Origin of the sequence: Ekhidna sp. (assembly GCF_964218185.1) — a bacterium.
Taxonomy (GTDB): Bacteria; Bacteroidota; Bacteroidia; order Cytophagales; family Cyclobacteriaceae; genus Ekhidna.
The window spans coordinates 117,221-136,692 of the sequence record NZ_CAXPLV010000007.1 but is presented as its reverse complement, the minus strand read 5'-3'; the positions used below and the strand labels follow the sequence as shown (position 1 = coordinate 136,692).

At 41.3% G+C, this 19,472-nt stretch carries 19 protein-coding genes; 7 read left to right on the top strand and 12 right to left on the bottom strand.

The window, feature by feature from the left end; all coding sequences use genetic code 11:
- The first annotated feature begins 105 nt into the window (after positions 1 to 105).
- Positions 106 to 1,074, top strand: a complete 969-nt coding sequence (locus ACEQZT_RS12130) for a helix-turn-helix domain-containing protein (protein WP_370089706.1) — start codon at positions 106 to 108, stop codon at positions 1,072 to 1,074.
- A gap of 4 nt (positions 1,075 to 1,078) precedes the next feature.
- Here ACEQZT_RS12130 and ACEQZT_RS12125 read toward each other — a convergent pair whose 3' ends face one another.
- Positions 1,079 to 2,182, bottom strand: coding sequence for a DUF2911 domain-containing protein (locus ACEQZT_RS12125; protein WP_370089705.1), 1,104 nt, complete (start codon positions 2,180 to 2,182; stop codon positions 1,079 to 1,081).
- A 123-nt stretch (positions 2,183 to 2,305) separates the two neighbouring features.
- On the opposite strand from ACEQZT_RS12125, the gene ACEQZT_RS12120 reads away from it, so the two are divergent.
- Both ACEQZT_RS12120 and ACEQZT_RS12115 read left to right on the top strand, forming a co-directional pair.
- The gene (locus ACEQZT_RS12120; protein WP_370089704.1) at positions 2,306 to 2,764 is read left to right on the top strand and encodes a hypothetical protein; all 459 of its coding nucleotides are present in this window, start codon (positions 2,306 to 2,308) and stop codon (positions 2,762 to 2,764) included.
- A 20-nt stretch (positions 2,765 to 2,784) separates the two neighbouring features.
- Positions 2,785 to 3,255, top strand: coding sequence for a hypothetical protein (locus tag ACEQZT_RS12115; protein WP_370089703.1), 471 nt, complete (start codon positions 2,785 to 2,787; stop codon positions 3,253 to 3,255).
- Here ACEQZT_RS12115 and ACEQZT_RS12110 read toward each other — a convergent pair whose 3' ends face one another.
- From ACEQZT_RS12110 to ACEQZT_RS12095, 4 genes are read right to left on the bottom strand one after another with little or no spacing between them, the layout of a single operon-like run.
- Complete coding sequence (locus ACEQZT_RS12110) at positions 3,256 to 3,813, bottom strand: DUF1456 family protein (RefSeq protein ID WP_370089702.1); 558 nt, start codon at positions 3,811 to 3,813, stop codon at positions 3,256 to 3,258.
- Positions 3,814 to 3,825: 12 nt separating this feature from the next.
- A complete protein-coding gene (locus ACEQZT_RS12105) occupies positions 3,826 to 4,389 on the bottom strand; it encodes a hypothetical protein (protein ID WP_370089701.1) in 564 nt (187 codons plus the stop codon).
- Between the two features lie 5 nt (positions 4,390 to 4,394).
- Positions 4,395 to 4,916 carry an acyl-CoA thioesterase gene (locus ACEQZT_RS12100; RefSeq protein WP_370089700.1) on the bottom strand — a complete coding sequence of 174 codons (522 nt, stop codon included), beginning with the start codon at positions 4,914 to 4,916 and terminating at the stop codon, positions 4,395 to 4,397.
- A gap of 15 nt (positions 4,917 to 4,931) precedes the next feature.
- The gene (locus ACEQZT_RS12095) at positions 4,932 to 5,591 is read right to left on the bottom strand and encodes a protein-L-isoaspartate(D-aspartate) O-methyltransferase (protein WP_370089816.1); all 660 of its coding nucleotides are present in this window, start codon (positions 5,589 to 5,591) and stop codon (positions 4,932 to 4,934) included.
- Between the two features lie 23 nt (positions 5,592 to 5,614).
- On the opposite strand from ACEQZT_RS12095, the gene ACEQZT_RS12090 reads away from it, so the two are divergent.
- Positions 5,615 to 6,196, top strand: coding sequence for a riboflavin synthase (locus ACEQZT_RS12090; RefSeq protein WP_370089699.1), 582 nt, complete (start codon positions 5,615 to 5,617; stop codon positions 6,194 to 6,196).
- On the top strand, positions 6,196 to 6,900 hold the full coding sequence (locus ACEQZT_RS12085) for a LytR/AlgR family response regulator transcription factor (RefSeq protein ID WP_370089698.1): 705 nt from the start codon (positions 6,196 to 6,198) through the stop codon (positions 6,898 to 6,900). The genes ACEQZT_RS12090 and ACEQZT_RS12085 overlap by 1 nt, the downstream gene beginning before the upstream one ends.
- A gap of 36 nt (positions 6,901 to 6,936) precedes the next feature.
- Here ACEQZT_RS12085 and hemF read toward each other — a convergent pair whose 3' ends face one another.
- The gene (gene hemF, locus ACEQZT_RS12080; protein ID WP_370089697.1) at positions 6,937 to 7,836 is read right to left on the bottom strand and encodes an oxygen-dependent coproporphyrinogen oxidase; all 900 of its coding nucleotides are present in this window, start codon (positions 7,834 to 7,836) and stop codon (positions 6,937 to 6,939) included.
- The gene (locus tag ACEQZT_RS12075; RefSeq protein ID WP_370089696.1) at positions 7,837 to 10,356 is read right to left on the bottom strand and encodes a BamA/TamA family outer membrane protein; all 2,520 of its coding nucleotides are present in this window, start codon (positions 10,354 to 10,356) and stop codon (positions 7,837 to 7,839) included. It lies immediately after the preceding gene.
- Positions 10,357 to 10,361: 5 nt separating this feature from the next.
- Between ACEQZT_RS12075 and ACEQZT_RS12070 the strand changes: the two genes are divergently transcribed.
- Entirely contained in the window at positions 10,362 to 11,093 is a 732-nt protein-coding gene (locus tag ACEQZT_RS12070; RefSeq protein WP_370089695.1) for a TrmH family RNA methyltransferase, read from the top strand.
- Here ACEQZT_RS12070 and pgi read toward each other — a convergent pair.
- The 4 genes from pgi to trpS all read right to left on the bottom strand — a co-directional run bounded on the left by pgi (position 11,075) and on the right by trpS (position 16,487).
- Complete coding sequence (gene pgi, locus ACEQZT_RS12065) at positions 11,075 to 12,664, bottom strand: glucose-6-phosphate isomerase (RefSeq protein WP_370089694.1); 1,590 nt, start codon at positions 12,662 to 12,664, stop codon at positions 11,075 to 11,077. The genes ACEQZT_RS12070 and pgi overlap by 19 nt on opposite strands.
- A 12-nt stretch (positions 12,665 to 12,676) precedes the next feature.
- Positions 12,677 to 13,684, bottom strand: a complete 1,008-nt coding sequence (locus tag ACEQZT_RS12060; protein WP_370089693.1) for a calcium/sodium antiporter — start codon at positions 13,682 to 13,684, stop codon at positions 12,677 to 12,679.
- Positions 13,685 to 13,799: 115 nt separating this feature from the next.
- Positions 13,800 to 15,509, bottom strand: coding sequence for a phospho-sugar mutase (locus ACEQZT_RS12055; RefSeq protein WP_370089692.1), 1,710 nt, complete (start codon positions 15,507 to 15,509; stop codon positions 13,800 to 13,802).
- A gap of 6 nt (positions 15,510 to 15,515) precedes the next feature.
- Positions 15,516 to 16,487 (bottom strand): tryptophan--tRNA ligase, encoded by a 972-nt coding sequence (gene trpS / locus ACEQZT_RS12050; protein ID WP_370089691.1) that lies wholly within the window; start codon positions 16,485 to 16,487, stop codon positions 15,516 to 15,518.
- A gap of 66 nt (positions 16,488 to 16,553) precedes the next feature.
- Here trpS and ACEQZT_RS12045 point away from each other — a divergent pair, with 66 nt between their 5' ends.
- Positions 16,554 to 17,627, top strand: coding sequence for a DUF1573 domain-containing protein (locus tag ACEQZT_RS12045; protein WP_370089690.1), 1,074 nt, complete (start codon positions 16,554 to 16,556; stop codon positions 17,625 to 17,627).
- Positions 17,628 to 17,631: 4 nt separating this feature from the next.
- Here ACEQZT_RS12045 and ACEQZT_RS12040 read toward each other — a convergent pair whose 3' ends face one another.
- Positions 17,632 to 19,461, bottom strand: coding sequence for a M1 family metallopeptidase (locus ACEQZT_RS12040; protein ID WP_370089689.1), 1,830 nt, complete (start codon positions 19,459 to 19,461; stop codon positions 17,632 to 17,634).
- Positions 19,462 to 19,472 lie beyond the last annotated feature (11 nt).

Here is a 19,472-nt window from a genome sequence, read left to right as displayed (position 1 = left end):
TTGGAGGTGTTTTACAGTGTACCCTTTGCCCTGTCACATTCACTATTCTCACATTAATAACCCCTAAAAATCAAACCTGATTTGTGTTTTGGCGTACTTTAGTTCATGAATACAATCGGGCTTTTTGGTGTATTAGCTGGTAGCGCTGTAGGGCTAGCGCTTTTTCTTTCCTCCTTTTTTCTATTTATAAAACGGAAAGAAAATTCACAGTATTTGTGGCTTGGATTGATTTTGCTCGCAGTGGGATTGCGAGTAGGAAAGTCAATTTTTTTCTTTCTCCTGAACGATATGGCACCCTTCGGGCTGGCTGCTGGCTTTCTTGGTCTTGCCTCCATTGGGCCATTGACCTATTTTATGATTTCCGGAAAGTCCTCCTTTCAATGGAAAAACAGCTGGCACTTTCTATTGCCTGTGTTAGGGGCGGTCGCATGCTTTCTGGTTTCTCCAAGTCCCTGGGAGACTTATTTATACCAATCTGCTACCGGAGTACTCTTAATCTACCTGACATTTTCATGGTTTTATCTGAGCAAATCCGAGAGCAATGTGTTGAACAGAAACGTACTAATCATGGTGACAGGGATTTGGCTGGCACTTGTCTACCAGCATCTGGCCGATTCTATGATGGATTATGCGTGGGGTGCCATCATTGCTACTGTTTTTCTTTACTGGATTTTCATTCAATCATTTAAGGCTGGTATCCTCACCAAAGGAATTTCGGTGAACTTGCCTGATCAGACCATCGCTACTGTGAGGGAAGCTTTTGAAGATCATCAGATTTTCAAAGAATCAGGTATTAATCTGCAGCAGTTTTCTTCTCGGCTTGATATTCCTTCTTATCTGGTGACACGGGCAGTCAAACACCTGTACGGACGATCTTTTCCGGAGACGTTGAGCCATTTCAGGATAGAGAGAATAAAACAAATGCTCCTCGATCCGAAAAAGGAGCATTTGAAAATTGAAGCGTTGGCTTATGATGTGGGGTTTGCTTCACCTTCAGCATTTTATGCTTCATTCAAAAAGGTAACTGGTCAGACACCTACAGAGTACCAAAAGACTGCTTTGATGTCTGCATAGCTTTTCAGGTGCCCGGTAGTTTGTACGTTCCGTTTTCAACTTCTGACTTGATTTCTTTCAATCTTGGCTGAAAGTTTTCAGGGGCTTCACTTTGCACAACAGCTAGCTCCTTTAAAGCTCTCTTGGAATTATTGAGAAAGTAGTATGAAAGTGCCCTGTTTAGCTTTAAATACCAGGCGTCTGGATATTGACCAATTGCTGCATCTAGAATATTCAAAGCAGGGTCAGGTTTCCCTATCCGTAAAAGAAAAATGGTCAACCCATTAGTTTCACCTGGATTCATGTCCATGTCGGACAGTTCGGAGATGGTTTGATCGAACTCATCTTTTCTATCCAAACGATTCAGTATCTGTGCTTTGGTGGTCATGTTCGTCACATTTTTGTTGGCAGAAAAACCATTGTACCCTCCATTAATGGATCGGTTGGCCCATGCTAGTGCCTCTTCCAGGTTTGTATCCCTATTCAGGCACCACCTGGCTGCATCATTCCAGGCTTCCCAGCGATATGTATTGATGCCCAGCAGTTCGTACCGAAAATTCTCAATCACCGTCTTATTCAGGTTCACTCCAACGGTAAAGGGAATCCTACGTTCGGCCCATTCCAGCGCAATCACAAGCGAGCTATCCGTTCGATTGATAAATTCATAATCCAGTTGCTCTGAGAATGGACAATCCTCACTTTCTACGTCTACTTTGAGAGAAACATGCTCATCTCTATCCAGGTAATAGCTTCCCCATTGGTTGTCGTGGTGAGCAAACATGAGCGTGAATGTATTATCCGCAATGTCGATATGGAAGCCATATGATCCTGCCTCTAACTCATTGCCATTGATAGTCACATCGGTGGAAAATGAAATGGTGGTGTTCATGTTGGCACCTGCCCGCCAGGCCAGGTTAGGATCTCCATAGCCGTTAACAACATCGTTCCAAACATTCCTTCCCTTGGTTGAAGGAGATGAATAGTCAATAGTGATGTCAGTAATACCCAGCCTTTGGGTTTCTGTAACGTTGGGGCTGGGCTGAGGAATCTTCATGGTGTGAAATTGTGCAAGGGCGAAAAGGCCTGCACTCATACATGCAATCGAAAATAGTAGTCGTTTCTGTTTCATTGTTCTTTTGAGTTTTTCTCAAAAGTGGATGACTTTCGCGTCTCTACTCTCCTGATTTGGGAAATGAGGAGAAGTTACATCTTGGATATTAGGGGTAAAAGAACCATTAGTTGACATGTATGTATGAAACCTATCCTCACCACCATCTTCATTCTGATTTTGATTCTAACTTTCTGCTCTCGGTTACATGCTCAGGAATCAGATACCACAAAAACCGAGACCATTTTGAGGTTGAAAAATCCTTACAAGAAAAATCAGAGTAAATGGCTTAATAGTAATGATTTTAACACTAGCTCTTATGATTGGAGTGATCCAGTAATCAATTTACACCTGGATCGTGCTGTAAAAAATAGATCTACCGGAAATGCATTTGGCTTTATAGGAGGGGCTGCTCTTTTTATTGGAGTGCTTACCAGCATTCAAGCGGGGGTTGTTCGTTCGAGCGGTAATTCAGTAGAATCAAAATCAACAATCAATCCATTTTATTTGATAGGAGGAACTTTTGTTATGACTTCCATTGGATTAAAAATGGATGCGAACAATCAACTTAGAAATGCCAAGGACGCTCGATATGCGAGATAGAATTATTTAAAATTATAAACATGAAACCTATCCTCACCACCATCTTCATTCTGATTTTGATTCTAACTTTCTGCTCTCGATTACATGCTCAGGAATCAGATACTCTAAAAGCCGAGACCATTTTAAGGTTGGAAAATCCTTACAAGAAGAATAGAACAAAGTGGCTTAATGAAAATGGATTCAATACCAGCACGTACAGTTGGGATGATCCAACTATCAACTTGTATTTGAATCAGGCTGTAAAAAGGCGTTCAAAGGCGAATGTAATTGGGATAGTTGGAGGTAGTATTTTGGTGCTTGGTTTGGCTGCAAATGCAATGGGGAGATTGGTGGAAAGTATCAATGATTCAAACCCCGACGATCCGTATCAGGTGATGAAAGGACCTTATTATATCGGAGGTGCCATGATTGTAACATCTGTGGGTTTAAGTCTCGACTCCCTGGCTAAATTGAAAAAGGCTAAGAACGAGAGAGAAAGGAAATTTAAATGATTAATCCCGCTTTGGACGAGTGATGACTCGTACAGTTGGCTTCTTTGAAAGAGGCCTCTCCTCCTTTGCAGTGGGCTTGTCTTCTTTTTCCGATTTGTTCTCCCCTCGATATTTTATCTGAAGACCCTGAAGAAAATTTCGGAGAAACTGATCCTTACAAACGCGATATTGCTTTTGGGTAGGCTTGCGAAAGATGGCACTGATCTCATGCTTGCTCACCTCAAAATTGGCCAGGTTCATGATGGCAATGATGTCTTCATCTTTCAGGTTTAAGGCAATCTTGAGTTTACGGAAGACCTGATTATTGTTGAGGCTCTTTTCCGGTTTGGGCGTTTCACCATCTTTTTTTCCACGGTGTTTGATTATTAGTCCATTAAGAAAAGCAGCCAGATCTACGTCATAGATCGGCTTTTGAGCTTCATCATCATCTTTCTTAAGCCAGTCACTGATCTGCTCACGAGTCACCTCCTTGCCCCCATGCTTGAACAGCTTGATGACTTTATCATCACCAAGGTTAAAGGTATAGCGGATACGTCGAAGGATGTCGTTGTTGTTCATACCTATTCTGAGTTATAGTACAAACTTCTGTAATGCTCCCCATAGTTTGGCTTTCTCATTCTGGTCTTTTGCCAGATCAGTTAGTGGTTTAGAGCAGAGAAACTCACTGCCCTTGTAGGGGATGGGAGAGTAGAAGGCTTTAGCTTTTTCTATGAATACGAGTGCTTTTTTGAATCGCACCGATTGGTCAAATCCATTTCCAAAGATTTTATAATCATCGGCGGGCACTTTGCATGCATCGATGATCTTTTGCAGCAAGGCGATTTCATCCTCATCGGTGCTACTGTGGAATATGGCAAAAGGAATTTCTGTCGGCTCCTCCACCTCATGGATTGGGATTGCAGGTGATTCCTGTTTCGGCTCGTTCTCCGTTTCGTCTTTGTTCACCGTTTCAGTTTCACCTTTTGCGTCCTCCTGCTTAGCGATAGGCTCAGACTCTGGTTCAGCAACCTCATTCTCTTGCAGATTCTCGCTAGTGGACATTTCTTCAACCACTGCCTCACCAGTGATAACCTCGTCCGACGATAGTCGGTAGATTTCTTCGTGGATGAGTAAATGCAGATGTTCCTTTTCCATGGAGATCAGTCTTCCATATCAAATATAGACTTTAGTTCTTTGGCTTCACTAGGTTTCATTCGCTTACCCAGCACAAGTCTAAGTTGTCTTCTTCTCAGCGCTCCTTCGTATAGCTCTTTTTCAAACTCAGTCTCCGGTTCCAATTGAGGTATATCAATTGGCTTACCTGACTGATCCACTGCTACAAAAGTGAAGAATGCTCTGTTTGTATGTACTTTCTTGTCGGCAGGTATGTCTTCTGCAACCACTTCAAGGTAAACTTCCATAGAGGAGTTGAATGCCCGGGTTACAAAAGCGGAAATTGTAACAGTATTGCTCTTTCGGATGGGCTCTGAAAAAGAGATATTGTCGACCGATGCTGTCACCACAATTCTGTTGGAGTGCTTTTGCGCTGCAATGGCTGCCGCAATGTCCATCCAATGCATCAAACGCCCTCCCATAAGATTATCCAGTCCATTGGTGTCGTTTGGGAGCACCAGTTCGGTCATGGTTACAAAAGAGTCTTTCGGATTTTTTATCTTTTTCATATTGATTTCGCCTATTCATGTGGACCAACCTCGATCTCCGAGCAAAGGTACGAAGCTGAAATTGTTGAATTGCTTCTTTTTTATTTTGTTTTCGTCCACTTTTTGAACCAAAACCATAGATTGTATGTCATTGTTCCCAACCGGGATTACTAAGCGTCCACCAATTTTGAGTTGCTGTATCAATTCCTCAGGAACTGAAGGCGCTCCGGCCGTCACTATGATACCATCATAAGGTGCAAAACGAGGCATTCCTTTGGAACCGTCCCCCTGATACATGTGGGGTTGATATCCCAGCTTAGGTAAGAAGCGGATGGTTTTTTGATACAATTTCTTTTGATACTCGATAGTGTAGACCTGAGCTCCCAACTCTACCAATACGCTAGCTTGATACCCAGATCCGGTACCAATCTCCAGGATTTTATCTCCCGGTTTTACTTTTAGCAATTGTGTTTGAAAAGCAACTGTAAATGGCTGACTGATGGTTTGGCCTGCGTCAATTGGGAAGGCTTTGTCTTCGTAAGCATGCGTGTCAAAAATTTTATCAAAAAAGAAATGACGTGGAATTTTATTGATGGCGTTGAGAATGGACTTATCAGTGATGCCTTTTTTTGCAATTTCCAAAACCAATTGCTTTCGTAATCCCTTATGCTTGTAGGTATCTTCCAATTCACTTATTTTGAAGCTCAAATTTAATCAGCGTGTTTACAGGAATTGTTGAAACGGTAGGGAAAGTAGAAGAAATTAACCAGAATGGAACCAATGTGGATTTTTGTGTTTCATCGCCGATTTCGGATGAGTTAAAAATCGATCAGAGTGTTTCTCACAATGGTGTCTGTCTGACAGTTACTAAGGTAGATAAAGGAAAACACTGGGTGACCGCTATCGACGAGACCATAAAGAAATCAAACATTGGTTTTGTTAAGGTGGGTGATAATTTTAATCTGGAGCGATGCATGAAAGCCGACGGGAGATTTGACGGCCACATCGTGCAGGGCCATGTGGATACAACTGCAGAGGTGGTCTCAATCAAAGATGAGAATGGTAGCTGGTTGTTTACTTTTAAGCTTGAGGAAGAGGGGTTGGTAGTGGAAAAAGGGAGTGTTTGTATTAACGGTACCAGCCTCACTTGTTTCAACGTTGATAAAAAAACCTTTTCTGTGGCGATAATTCCATATACATTTGAATATACCAACTTCAATCAGCTAGCAGTTGGTAGTGTTGTAAATATTGAATTTGATATAATCGGAAAGTATATTCACCTAATCCTAAATAGAAAATAATGGCACTGAATTGCATGGTGGTAGATGACGACAAAATGTCGCGTCTCGTAATTAAGAAATTTATTGACAAAACAGACTCCCTTGTTCTCACTCACGATCTGGACAACACTCAGGAAGCATCAGATATTTTATTAGGTGAAAGTGCCAATGATGTGGATGTGGTTTTTCTGGATATAGAAATGCCGGGCATGAGTGGACTGGACCTGGTAAAGTCTCTCCAGCATGCTTACAATGTAATCCTGGTTACATCTAAAAAGGAGTATGCCATTGAAGCGTTTGAAGATGCGGTTGCAGACTATTTGGTAAAGCCGGTAGAATACGAGCGCTTCATGAAGGCGGTGAACAAGGTGAAAGAAAACCTTGAGAAAGAGAAGTTACTGGCTGAGCAGGAGGATCACATCTATGTGAAAAGTGACGGTAAGCTGTTCAGACTAAGCTATGACAATATCCTATTTGTGGAAGCTTTAGCAGATTATGTAATATTCAACACGGCAAGCGGCAAGAAACACATTGTTCACCATACTATGAAGGGGATCGAGAAGCGACTGCCGGAGAGTATCTTCAGTCGGGTTCATAGAAGCTATATCATCAACAGAGATAAGATCGATAAGATTGAGGATTTGCAGGTGCACATAGGAGAGAAGACCTTCTCGATTGGTGCTTCCTACAAAGAGTCACTTATGGAGAAGTTCAACCTTCTATAGGAAAAAATCAAAATTGATTGAAAGGCATTGATTTGGTTATTTGACCCAGTCAATTCCTTTTTTTAATGCCTTCAATGTTTGTTTTTGAAGCTCTGTGGTAGGTTGGTGATCATATTCCCAGTTAGCTTCTGGTGGTAAGCTCATTAGGATTGATTCTGTCCGTCCGTTGGTATCCAGCCCGAATTTGGTTCCTTTATCATGAACGAGGTTGAATTCTACGTATCGTCCTCTCCGGATTTTCTGCCAGTCTTTATCAGTATCTGACCACAGTTTTTCATTCAGTCCTTTCACAGCATCTGTATATGCTGGGATGAAGGTTTCTCCAACATCCTGTACAAACTTCCACTGATCTGATTTCGTTTTTCCGTCCGCATCAGAAAGGCGGTCGAAGAAAATCCCACCAATACCCCTTGTTTCATTTCTATGTTTGACGTAGAAGTAGTCATCCGCCCAACTTTTAAATTTCGGGTAGAGGGCTGGTGAATGTTTGTCGCAAGTATCTTTCAGGTGTTGGTGAAAATTCTTAGCCTTTTCCGGGATCACATAATGAGGTGTCAGGTCTATTCCCCCCCCAAACCACCAGGTGCCGTTGCTCATTTCGAAGTACCGCACATTCATGTGAATTATGGGCACCCATGGATTTTGTGGATGCAGAACAATGGATACTCCTGTGGCGAAAAAATCAGCCTTGTCTAGTTTTAAAGCCTGCAATATTTTTTCAGGTGTAGGGCCGGAAACTGCGGAGAAGTTTACTCCTCCTTTTTCAATTAGATTCCCCTGTTTAATCACTCTGGTTCTTCCGCCACCACCTTCTGGTCGATCCCATTTATCTTCCTTGAATTTCGCTTTGCCATCTAGGGATTCAAGGGAGTTACAAATTGTATCTTGCAGCCCTTTAAACCAGTTAGCGATTTCTTCTTTTGTAATTGTGTCCATTTAGAAAGGATATCCAATACCAATATTTATTTCGGAGTTTCTGCTGAAGTTGGAGAAGATTTCATTGCCTACAAAACGCTCTCCCTTCTTCTGTGCCGGGTCGAAGAGTTTCATTCCCAGATCAACTCGGAAAATCAAAAATTGCAGGTCGAAACGTAAACCAATCCCGGTTCCAACTGCCATTTCTTCCATGAAGCTATCAAAATGGAAGACTCCATCATCACCCTCAGCATCAGCTCCAACCAAAGAATTTCTAACCTGCCAGATATTTCCTGCATCAACGAAAACTGCGCCTTCTAAAAAACCCACCAGGTCTTGTCTTAATTCGATACTAGACTCAATGAGCAACTCTCCCCGCTGCTCACGTCTGTAATCAATCACGTCCGTGGGATTTCCGTCCGTATCATTCAAATAAACTCCATATGCTCCAGGACCAAGACGTCTCGGCCTCCACGCTCGTATACTACTACTACCTCCAGCAAAGAAATATTTTTCATAAGGAAGTGACTGGTTATCACCGTACGGGTATGCCATCCCGACATTCAGGCGGAAGGCGAGGTTTGTATTTCTTGTAAGGCGTTCAATTTTTCTCAAGTCGATTTGTGATTTTGCAAATTGATACCTTTCTAAACTATCACTGAATAATGAACCGCCCAGAAAGTCAGTTAGGTTTCCACCTAGTTCTGCATTAAATCGAATGTATCCACCATCTTGTCCGCTGCTATAGTCTCCGATACTTAAGTCGAGCTGGAAGGCGGTTGTACTTACAATTGCGGATTCGAAAGCGAGTGCGTAAGGATTGTTATCCTCCGAAAGATCATCTAGAAATGACTGGAACTCTGGTGTAGTTGTAGCATCTGTTAAACTGAGCTGAATAGGTGTAAGAATGTATTTTATCTGATCTCTTACCTGCCAACTATAAGACCAGGTACCACGATAGGTCAGCCTTCGATATTCGTCTACCCTATCCTCAAATGAAAATCCAAATGAAACCCTTGTTTTGGGGTTAAATCGGCCTATTTTGTTTTTATAGTATGATCCTAGTGGAAATAGAAATTGAGGGAAGCTAATGGCTGCCTCTGCGCCGAACTGTCTTGATGTATAGTTTCCTTCGAAACCGGAATCTTCCCGAACTGATTGAAGATCCTCCAGCTTTGCATTCGCATCAAAACTCAAAATCTCAAGTGTTCGAAAAGTGTTTCGATTCTTAAGGTTGATGTTGACGAAAGGACCCGGCCTACCTTGTGTTCTGGACAAACCAAATTCACTGGACGTCTGGTATTTATCGAACGGTGATGTAAAGATGTTGGCCACAAAGTAATTTCCGGTTGTATCATAATTGATATTGATAAACTTGAAATTGTCCAGATAGGAGAGCTGCCTCTGCGTTTCAATGGTCAGGTCTCTACTGTAAGGATCATCTTGCTCCAGGGGTATTCGCCACTCTAGCACCTTTTTTGAATATCTGTTTTTTGCAAAGCTGAAAGTGATATCCCTATACTTTTCTTCAGTTCGTTGGAATGTTTCGCTCACGCTGGCATTGGATACAAAAACAATAGAGTCCAGATAAAATATTTTGTGCTCTCTCCTTCCTGGAGGGTTTTTAATCACCTCTCTCACAATTACTGTGTCCTTTCCAAGTTGTACCGAATCAATTTGAAATCCGATGTATTGCTTTGAAAATTCGTAGTATCCGTTATTCACAGCAAGGTCATAGATAAAGTCTCTTTCTTCAGTCAGAGTTTTTTGATCATAATACCCTTTTTCCAAAGGAGATTTGTCAATATTCTCAAAAATGAGCGCCTGCAATACCGTATCCTCGATGGCATATTCTATCGAATCAATAACGTACCGGGTGTTTAGGTTTACATTGTACTCTAGATTGACATAGCGATCCTTTTCACCAAACCAGCCACTTACCCAGTTTCTTAAATCTCTTCCGAACTTACCCACAGCTCCAAGGCTATCGTAGGTTGCCGTGTCTATCTGAACCTCAGCATCAAAGTATCCATTTGACTGAAGTAGCTGGCTTATTTTTTCGGTAGTTAATATCGAGCTGTTGTGATCGTATATGGCAAGGGGCTCACCCCACCTCATCAACTGATTGCCCTGCTTTACCTTACGATTCTTCTTGTCGTACTTTTTTGCCTTCTTGTTCCTAAGCTTTTGTTTTTTCTTATCTTCAGTTGCATTCGCAATTTTACGATCATACTTTACAGCCAGAGAGTCTCGTTGAGCAACCGCTTTTTGCTGATCATAGCCTTTAAAAATCCAGCCGTTTTCTCCTAGCTTATATAGATGTGCAAGATGGGTGAAAGGATACCAGCCAAAGATTACACGACTATTGCGCTGTTGATCATATAGAGCAGCGGCATCATCTTTTAGTGAGCCAGACAGCCCATTGATTTTTTGTTTGGCTAAAATCTGCTGATCGTCTTTTAAAAACTTAGAGCCAAGGCAAGAAGTAAGGAAAATCCCTGCGAATAGTGATATTTGGCTAAGTTTAAAAAATCGCTTCAAATCAGATGCTCTCTAGGAAGGAACAGAAATTTATAAAATCGCTCAAAGTTAAGAAGTACCGCACTCGTGAGAAATGCTTTTTGGTAGAAGGAGCAAAAAATGTGCAAGAGTTGATCAGTTCTGATTTTGAGGTGGAGATGATTTTAGGAACGGAAGAATACTTTTCTCAAAATCTAAAAACCGGGAGGTATAGAAACGAAATAGTAAGCCCTGATTTACTATCACAGCTAGGTACCTTTAAAACCAATGAAGATGTAATGGCGGTTGCTAAAATGAAAGATCAAAAGGCGAATGCGTTGGATTTTGAAGATCACATTTTTGTCTTAGATGGAGTAAGCGACCCTGGGAATTTAGGAACCATTATTCGTACACTCGATTGGTTTGGATTTAAACAATTGATCTGTTCACCAGAGTGCGCTGAGTTTTATAATCCTAAGGTAATCAACAGTACTATGGGGTCTTTCACGCGTCTGAGAGTCTATACCATGGATTTGAATGAGTTTTATAACTCCAACAACTTACCTGTCTATGCGGCTGATATGGAAGGGAAGGCATTGCAATCACTAAATGTAGAGTCACCTGTAGTGATGGTTATGGGAAGTGAATCAAATGGGATCAGCCAAACGACTATAAATAGTCTGGATGGCAAAATTACAATTCCCCGATACGGGAAAGCAGAATCACTTAATGTAGGAATTGCAACCGGGATAATTGCAGGTTACTTGCGCATGTCCTGATAGCGTTTCATAAGAGAATTGGTAGATGCGTCATGATCACCTTTTTCTCCAGCTTTGATCTCTTTCAAGATGGGTTTAGATAGCTGTTTACCCAGTTCCACACCCCACTGGTCAAAGCTGAAAATGTTCCAGATCACTCCCTGCACAAACACTCTGTGTTCATAGTATGCAACTAGCATACCGAGGTTGAATGGGGAAAGCTGGTCCATCAAAATACTGGTGGAAGGCCTGTTTCCATCAAATATCTTCGAGTTGATTAGAACCTTAGCTTCGACATTTCCCAACTCCTTGAGGACTTCTTCCCGAGTTTTGCCTTTTAGGAGTGCCTCTGATTGTGCGAAAAAATTTGCCAGAAGTTTTTCATGATGATCAAGGTGATCATGAGCTGGATTTGCTACTCCAATAAAGTCGCAGGGGATAACCTTCGTTCCCTGATGAATTAGTTGATAGAAGGCGTGCTGTCCGTTTGTTCCGGGCTCACCCCAGATGATTGGGCCGGTTTGATAGCTTACTTTATTACCCGATCTATCTACAGACTTGCCATTACTCTCCATATCTACCTGCTGGAGGTACGATGGAAGGTATCTTAGTCTATGATCATATGGCAGGATAGCCATTGAGTCATAATTGCGGAAGTTATTGTACCAAATCCCAATCATGGCTGAGATAACCGGTAAGTTTTGATTTAGCTCAGCATTTTCGAAATGATTGTCCATGACTCTTGCACCATTCAATAGTTCCATGAAAGCCTCATATCCAACAGCGCAAGCGATGCTTAAGCCAATAGAAGACCAGAGCGAAAATCGTCCACCAACCCAGTCCCAAAATACGAACATGTTGTCGCTTGATATACCGAAATCATTCACTGCTTTTTCATTCGTACTCACAGCTACAAAATGTTTGCTGATTGAGTCTTCATTGCCCCCATTTCCCAAAAACCACTTTCTTGCTGAGAGAGCATTGGTGATTGTTTCCTGTGTTGTGAATGTTTTTGATGCAATAATGAAAAGGGTTGTTTCAGGATTCAATCCTTCCAGCTCTTCAACCATCTGTGCAGCATCCACATTCGAGATAAAATGTGAGTTTATTTTTTTCCAATATGGTCTTAAAGCATGGCTAATCATTTTTGGACCCAAATCAGATCCCCCAATTCCAATATTTACAACATCTGTGATCTGACGACCTGAATATCCCGTCCACTCACCATTGTGCAATCTTGTGGTAAAAGACTTTATTTTTTCCAGCTCATGAATGACCTCCTCATTTTTTCCAGCTCTTAAAGCAGTATGAAGTACCGCTCTGTTTTCGGTTTCGTTTATTTTTTCACCTGAAAATATAGCCTTGATTGCTGATGACAACTGACATTCACTAGCTAGCTCAATGAGATGTTCAAAAACTGGTTTCGAAATTTCATTTTTCGAAAAGTCAAGATGGAGACCTTCCAGATTGAATGTGAAATCACTCAAACGGGATTCGTCTTTCAGCAAAGTTTGAATGTCAGCTTTATCGGAGGCAAAAGCACTCAGTTTTGCCCATGACTTGGTGGTCGTTGGGTCAATTTTTGGAAGCATGTTTGAGATGTTTTAGAACAGCCCGGGAAGGATATCTTCCCTTACAAAAAGATAATAAGAATATGCCACAAACCCGATGAGATAAACCATTCCTTCAGCGCGATCAAGTTTGTACTTGTTAAGTGTGAACATGAAGATGAATAGCATGAATGTACCAATCATAACAATATAAAGATCGGTGTTCAAGGTAGGTGTGAATACCAATGGTGTATGAACGATAGCCGTTGCTCCAAGGACTAACAGTAGATTGAAAATATTGGAGCCTACTATATTTCCAACTGCAAGGTCTGATTTTTTGTGAAAGGCTGCTACAGCTGATGTGGCCAATTCCGGAAGAGATGTACCTGCAGCAAGGATGGTCAAGCCAATCATTTTATCGCTAACATTATAAAATTTAGCAATTGTCACTGCATTTTCTACGATCAGGTTACCACCAAATACAAGACCTACGATCCCCAATGCGATCATGACGGTTGTTTTAAGACTCCCGTGTATTTCTATGTCCTCAACTTCTGCTTCGGGGTTCCTGCTCAGATTCATGAAAATGTAAACCAGAAACAATGCGAACATTACGAGTAGAATGATACCGTCTTTTACATCAAGTGAATTCGTATCTGCACCAAAGAATAGCGCATCGTTTACAAGGATAAAAAAGATGAAAGTTGCCAGAAGTGAGTAAGGTACCTCCTTCCAAAGGGCATTTCTTTCAACGGTCAATGGATAAATGATACTGGCTATCCCCAGAATCAGGAAAATATTAAAAATGTTTGAACCAATAATATTCCCAAAAACAACTTCATTGGCGCCACTGCCACCATCCTGAACTGAACCAGAAATGATATTTACAACAAGCTCTGGTGCTGAGGTACCCATGGCTACTACTGTGAGGCCAATAGCAATATCAGAAACATTAAAACGTTTGGCTAAAGAAGAAGCTCCGTTTACGAGGTAATCTGCACCCTTAATCAAGAGGACGAAACCAACGACTACAAGCAAAAAATTTAGTAATACGCTATTCAATTCAGTTTTTGGTTAGATTGGTGACTCTCTATATAAAAAGACTAGTTTATACCATCCTTCTAATCTTCGCAAATTAACACTTTTGATCTATTTAATCCAATAATTTGTGAATGGATCACAAATTCATGTCATTCAGCAACTTATGAACTTTTTGTTTCAATTTATTTTCGGTTTCGAAATAATCATCTGATTCTATATCGCTCATAACCGAAAAATAAAATTTTATTTTAGGTTCAGTTCCTGATGGTCTGATACTCACTTTTGTGCCATCTGCGGTAAGGTATTGAAGCACATTTGATTTTGGAAAATTGATCGATTCTTTTTTTCCGTCCGCATATTTCTTTTGTCCTTCGGCATAATCCACGATCTCAACCACTTCCGAACCCGCTAACGTTTTGGGAGGGCTGTTTCTGAAATCTTCCATCATTTTCTTAATCTCATCGGCACCCTTGAGACCTTTTTTGGTGATGGATTTGAGTTCTTCATAATAAAATCCGTATTGCTTATAAATATCAATTAGCAGATCAAATAGGCTCTTGCCCTTACCCTTTGCCCAGGCAGTCATTTCCGCGATCATTACGCTGCTTGCAACTGCATCCTTGTCTCGCACCGCTTCACCAATCATATATCCATAGCTCTCTTCACCACCACCAATGAACACTTCCTTACCTTCTTTTTTGCGGATCATATCTGCAATCCATTTGAAGCCGGTGAGTGTATCGTAGCAGTTGGTATTGAAGCTGGTTGCTATATCACGAATAAGCTCAGTGGTTACAATCGTTTTCCCGATGTATTCATTACCCCTCAAGCCTTTCTCACTCCATTTTTTCAATAGGTAGTACACAAGTAATGAGCCGGTTTGATTTCCATTGAGGAGTTGAAATTCACCCTTTGAGTTTTTCAAGGCGATCCCCACTCTGTCAGCGTCCGGGTCAGTTGCCATGACCATATCCGCATCAATTTTTTCGGCTTCTTTGAGTGCCAATGACATTGCTTCCGTTTCTTCCGGATTTGGATAAATCACGGTAGGGAAATTGCCGTCAGGCTGTTCTTGTTCTTTAACCGTATGTACGTTTTTGAATCCAAGCTCGGTCAAAGCTCGAGGAACCATGGTAATTCCCGTACCATGGATGGAAGAGAAGACAATTTTTAGATCGCTATTCTTTTTGATATCCTCCGGAGAAAGTGAAAGCCCCTTAATCATTTGTAGATAGGCATCATCAATTTCTGATCCTATTGATTGAATAAGCGAGTGATCTGCTTTGAAATTTATTTCTTCCAGTGAATTGATTTTTTTTACCTCATCGATCACATTTTTATCATGAGGTGGTACTAATTGGCCTCCGTCTGACCAATATGCCTTATATCCATTGTATTCTTTTGGGTTATGAGAGGCGGTCAAAACTACACCACCCTGGCATCCAAGGTGCCGAATAGCGAAGGAAAGTTCAGGTGTGGGTCGGAGTTCTTCGAATAGAAAAACTTTGATGCCATTGGCAGAAAATACATTGGCGGTTGTTTCTGCAAAGAATCGGCTATTGTTTCTGCTGTCATGAGCTATTGCTACTGATACTCCAGTGGGAAATTGGTTCTTCAGGTAATTAGAAAACCCCTGAGTGGCCATAGCAACCGTGTATTTGTTCATGCGGTTGGTGCCAATGCCCATGATGCCGCGTAGACCTCCTGTCCCAAATTCCAGATCGTTTAGAAATGCTTCTTCCAAATCTTCCCCATTCCCAAGCAATTCTTTGATCTGATCTTTTGATTCCTGATCCATCTCAGCTGCGCTGAGCCATTGTTTTGCTTTTTCCTCTGCTCTTGTCATAGTTGCTTATGCGTATCCAAGTTTGACCTTCACTCTATTTAGAACTTCATTGGCAACTTCTGCAGCCTTTTCCTCTCCCTTCTTCAACTCACTTTCTAGTTCCCCTAAATTATCCATATAGTAATCAAACTTCTCACGTTCAGTTTTGAATCTATCAAGGAGAAGTTCAAATAGTTCCTGTTTAGCATGTCCATATCCGTAGTTGCCACCCTCATATTTTTTTCGCATTTCTGCAATTTGATCTGGCGTAGCTATCAGTTTGTAAATAGAAAACACATGACAGGAGTCAGGGTTTTTAGGTTCTTCCAGCGGTGTACTGTCCGTCACAATTTGCATTACATTTTTTCTGAGTTTTTTCTCGGGAAGAAATACATCGATGATATTCCCATAGCTCTTGCTCATTTTTTGTCCATCAGTTCCGGGAATGGTCATGACATTATCGTCAATCAAAGCTTCTGGCAATGTGAAGGTTTCACCAAACTGGTGATTGAAAGATGAAGCCATGTCTCGCGCCATCTCCAAATGCTGTTTCTGATCCTTGCCAACAGGTACGAAGTTGGCGTCATACAAAAGGATATCTGCAGCCATCAGTACAGGGTAGTCAAATAGGCCTGCATTGACGTCCGCTAGTCTGTCAGATTTATCCTTAAATGAATGCGCATTTGCCAGCATTGGGTAAGGGGTGAAGCAATTCAGGTACCAGGTCAATTCGGTGCAAGCCGGCACCCTCGATTGTCTATAGAATGTATTGGCGCTGGTATCGAATCCGCAAGCCAACCAAGCAGCAGCTACTGCGTTAGTGTTTTCTATACGCAGCTGTGCGTCTTTGATAGTAGTGAGCGAGTGCAGGTCAGCAATGAAGAAAAATGATTCATTGTCTTTGTTTTTAGATAACTCAATTGCGGGTATAATTGCCCCCAAAAGATTGCCTAAATGAGGCTTGCCTGAACTTTGGATACCAGTAAGTATTCGTGCCATTATTGAGAAATTTGTGCAAACCTATATAATTTGGAGCCTTTGTGAGTTGTCTTAAAAGAGATCAAAATGAAATTTGAAATGAAATCTGTTTTCTGCTTAGTTATCCTTTTGTCCACCGTTAGTGTCTTTGGACAGTCCAAGCTGAACTTTCCTGTATCAGATTACGATTTTGGAGAGATCAAAGAGGAGGGAGGAGCAGCTGAGTATACCTTTCATTTTGTAAACGTAGGGGAGGAGCCAATCCAAATTACAAATGTGAAAGCATCCTGCGGGTGTACCACACCAGGCTGGACTAAGGAAGAAGTGATGCCCGGAGATTCGGGTTTTGTGAAAGCGAAATACAACCCGAGAAACAGACCTGGGAGATTTAGAAAATCACTTCGAATTACAACAAGTGATGCAGCTTCAAATACCACCCTGTATATAATGGGCTTTGTGAAGCCCAAACCAAAAACACCGGAAGAGGAATTCCCTGTGAGCCTTGGCGATTTCAGAATGAAATACAGAGGGCTGAATATGGGTAAAATCACAACAGAGAAAACCGTTGAAAAAACATTTGACATTTACAACAGCTCAGATACCATTGCTGCTCTAGATGCAAACAAAATGGTGCTACCAGATCATATCAGCGTGTCACTTGTTCAGGAGTTTTTAAATCCCCGAGAGGTTGGTGAACTAAAGGTGACCTATGATCCAAAAATGAAGAATGATTTTGGCTATGTGAGCGATAATATCCAACTCAATGACGATTCTGAAGAGAATCTATCGGTTATTGCAGTGATTGATGAGTATTTTCCGGAAATGACTGCAGAGGAACTGGACAATTCTGCTAAACTGGAAATTTCAAATAGATCTCATGACTTTGGTAAAGTGACAGCAGGTACTGTGCTTGAGATTGATTTTGAGCTGACAAATGCAGGGAAAGAAAAGCTTTATTTCCGTACAGTAAAATCTAACTGTGGGTGCATTACCTATGAGCTAAAAAATAAAGGTATCAAAAAAGGTAAGAGCCAAACGCTCAAAGTCTTTTTTGATACCTCTGAAATGCGTGGGAATCAATACAAGTCGATTACCATCTACTCAAATGATCCTGTATCACCAACGCAGATAATCACGATAAAGGGGAATGTAGATAAGTAGGAGATCAATTCTCCCACTTATTATTATCTCTGTTTACATCTGCCATATAGCCACTCTCATCAATTTCAATTGATTTGATGTTGTTGAGTGGAGCATCAATAGTAAATTGATAAGTCGGGTGTGTCCATGCCCAGTCTGGTAAGACTATTCTTTCCAGATCAGTATCATTTTCCTTTTCACCTCGCATTATGGCAAGAGGTGCATAATAAATTTTCTGGGAGCCATCTGTAAACGTTACGTACACATCCATTGGCATTGGCATTTTGCCTACTCTTTTCAGAGTCACTGAAGTCTTGCCATCCATCTCACTAACTGTATCTACTGCATAGTCTATGGTGTGAACAGTATTTACCCAGTAGTCAAGGTACCAGTCAAGCTCAATGTCAGATTCTTTCTCAAAAACACGAATCCAATCAATGGCATCAGGGTGCTTATATCTCCATAGGTAGTAATACTTCTTCAAGGCGCTTGCTGTTTTTGGTTTTCCAATTAGGTAATTCATTTGTGCAAGCGCAATTGCTCCTTTATAATATGAACCTAGCCCATAGGCTGAATTGGTCTCAAAATGATCTGCATGTGTGCTTAGCGGTTCTTCTTTTCCTGTAGTCGTCAGGTAATTGTATACCTGGTAGTTTCTAGCTTGAGTTCTGTCAGACCCTTCGAAAAGTTGAGACATAGTTTCCGCTGTGGCATAAGTAGTGAAACCTTCATCCATCCATGCGTAATAGCTTTCATTAGTGGCCAGAAGCCCTTGGTACCAGCTATGCAATGCTTCATGTACGGTTACCCCCACCAGGCTCTGGATGTTTCTGTTTCCAGTGATCAAGGTGGCCATCGGATATTCCATACCCCCGTCACCACCTTGAATGATAGAGTAATGAGCATATGGGTATTTTCCGAAATTTTCCTCTATGTATTCGAATGCTTTGACTGTTAGTTCGGGAAGTTCCTCCCAAGCTTTGGTTTTCTCTCCTTTTTGATAAAAGAAATGTAATAAAGGTCCATCTTCTACTTTAGCAGTTGTATGCGTGTAGTCTCTATCTGCAGCCCAGACAAAATCATGCACTTTTTCTGCTTTAAATTTCCAGGTTATCTTTTTACCCTTTCGCTTCACTTTTACACCTTCATCCTCATATCCGTATCCTATTTCATTTGGATTTTGGAGGATGCCCGTAGCAGCAACTACGTAATCCTTATCGATAGTTAAGTTCACCTCAAAGTCCCCCCAAGGGGCATAAAACTCTCTTCCCACATATGGATGTGAGTGCCAGCCACGCTCATCATACTCTGCCATTTTAGGATACCACTGTGCCATGCTATAGTCTATGCCTTCGGCATTATCTCTTCCACTTCTTCTGATTTGAATTGGAACCTGGCTTTGAAAATTCATATTTAAAACGGTTGCGGAACCCGGGAAGAGTGGTTTGGACAATACAACTTCAAGTACCGTTCCCTCTACTTTGTATTCCAATGGTGTGCCGTCTTGATTTAATGAAGTTACTTTATGGAAGCCGATCTCAGAATCATCCAATTTTGATATACGATCTCCCACACGTCCATCCGGATCTTCAATTGTTCTGCTTCTAGTATCCATCATGCTTCCAGGTTGGAAAGCATTGAAGTAGAGGTGGTAGAAAACCCGACTTAATGTATCGGGGCTATTATTAAAATATTTCAAAGTTTGAGACCCGGTAAACTGATGATTCTCTATATTGAAATCTATATCCATTTTGTATTCCACCCTCTGTTGCCAGTAGCCTTGCGCCATGCAAAATGAACCGAAGCTGGCAAATAAAAGTGCGTAAATGGCTTTCTTAATAAAATTATATTTCATAATTGAAAATT

Excerpts from the sequence above, each read along its gene's own strand:
- ACEQZT_RS12125 (WP_370089705.1), bottom strand. The coding sequence starts at position 2,182 with ATGAAACAGAAACGACTACTATTTTCGATTGCATGTATGAGTGCAGGC.
- ACEQZT_RS12105 (WP_370089701.1), bottom strand. The coding sequence starts at position 4,389 with ATGGAAAAGGAACATCTGCATTTACTCATCCACGAAGAAATCTACCGA.
- ACEQZT_RS12110 (WP_370089702.1), bottom strand. The coding sequence starts at position 3,813 with ATGAACAACAACGACATCCTTCGACGTATCCGCTATACCTTTAACCTT.
- ACEQZT_RS12045 (WP_370089690.1), top strand. The coding sequence starts at position 16,554 with ATGAAATTTGAAATGAAATCTGTTTTCTGCTTAGTTATCCTTTTGTCC.
- ACEQZT_RS12070 (WP_370089695.1), top strand. The coding sequence starts at position 10,362 with ATGCTCTCTAGGAAGGAACAGAAATTTATAAAATCGCTCAAAGTTAAG.
- hemF (WP_370089697.1), bottom strand. The coding sequence starts at position 7,836 with ATGGACACAATTACAAAAGAAGAAATCGCTAACTGGTTTAAAGGGCTG.
- ACEQZT_RS12120 (WP_370089704.1), top strand. The coding sequence starts at position 2,306 with ATGAAACCTATCCTCACCACCATCTTCATTCTGATTTTGATTCTAACT.
- trpS (WP_370089691.1), bottom strand. The coding sequence starts at position 16,487 with ATGGCACGAATACTTACTGGTATCCAAAGTTCAGGCAAGCCTCATTTA.
- pgi (WP_370089694.1), bottom strand. The coding sequence starts at position 12,664 with ATGCTTCCAAAAATTGACCCAACGACCACCAAGTCATGGGCAAAACTG.
- ACEQZT_RS12100 (WP_370089700.1), bottom strand. The coding sequence starts at position 4,916 with ATGAAAAAGATAAAAAATCCGAAAGACTCTTTTGTAACCATGACCGAA.
- ACEQZT_RS12130 (WP_370089706.1), top strand. The coding sequence starts at position 106 with ATGAATACAATCGGGCTTTTTGGTGTATTAGCTGGTAGCGCTGTAGGG.
- ACEQZT_RS12085 (WP_370089698.1), top strand. The coding sequence starts at position 6,196 with ATGGCACTGAATTGCATGGTGGTAGATGACGACAAAATGTCGCGTCTC.
- ACEQZT_RS12055 (WP_370089692.1), bottom strand. The coding sequence starts at position 15,509 with ATGACAAGAGCAGAGGAAAAAGCAAAACAATGGCTCAGCGCAGCTGAG.
- ACEQZT_RS12040 (WP_370089689.1), bottom strand. The coding sequence starts at position 19,461 with ATGAAATATAATTTTATTAAGAAAGCCATTTACGCACTTTTATTTGCC.
- ACEQZT_RS12115 (WP_370089703.1), top strand. The coding sequence starts at position 2,785 with ATGAAACCTATCCTCACCACCATCTTCATTCTGATTTTGATTCTAACT.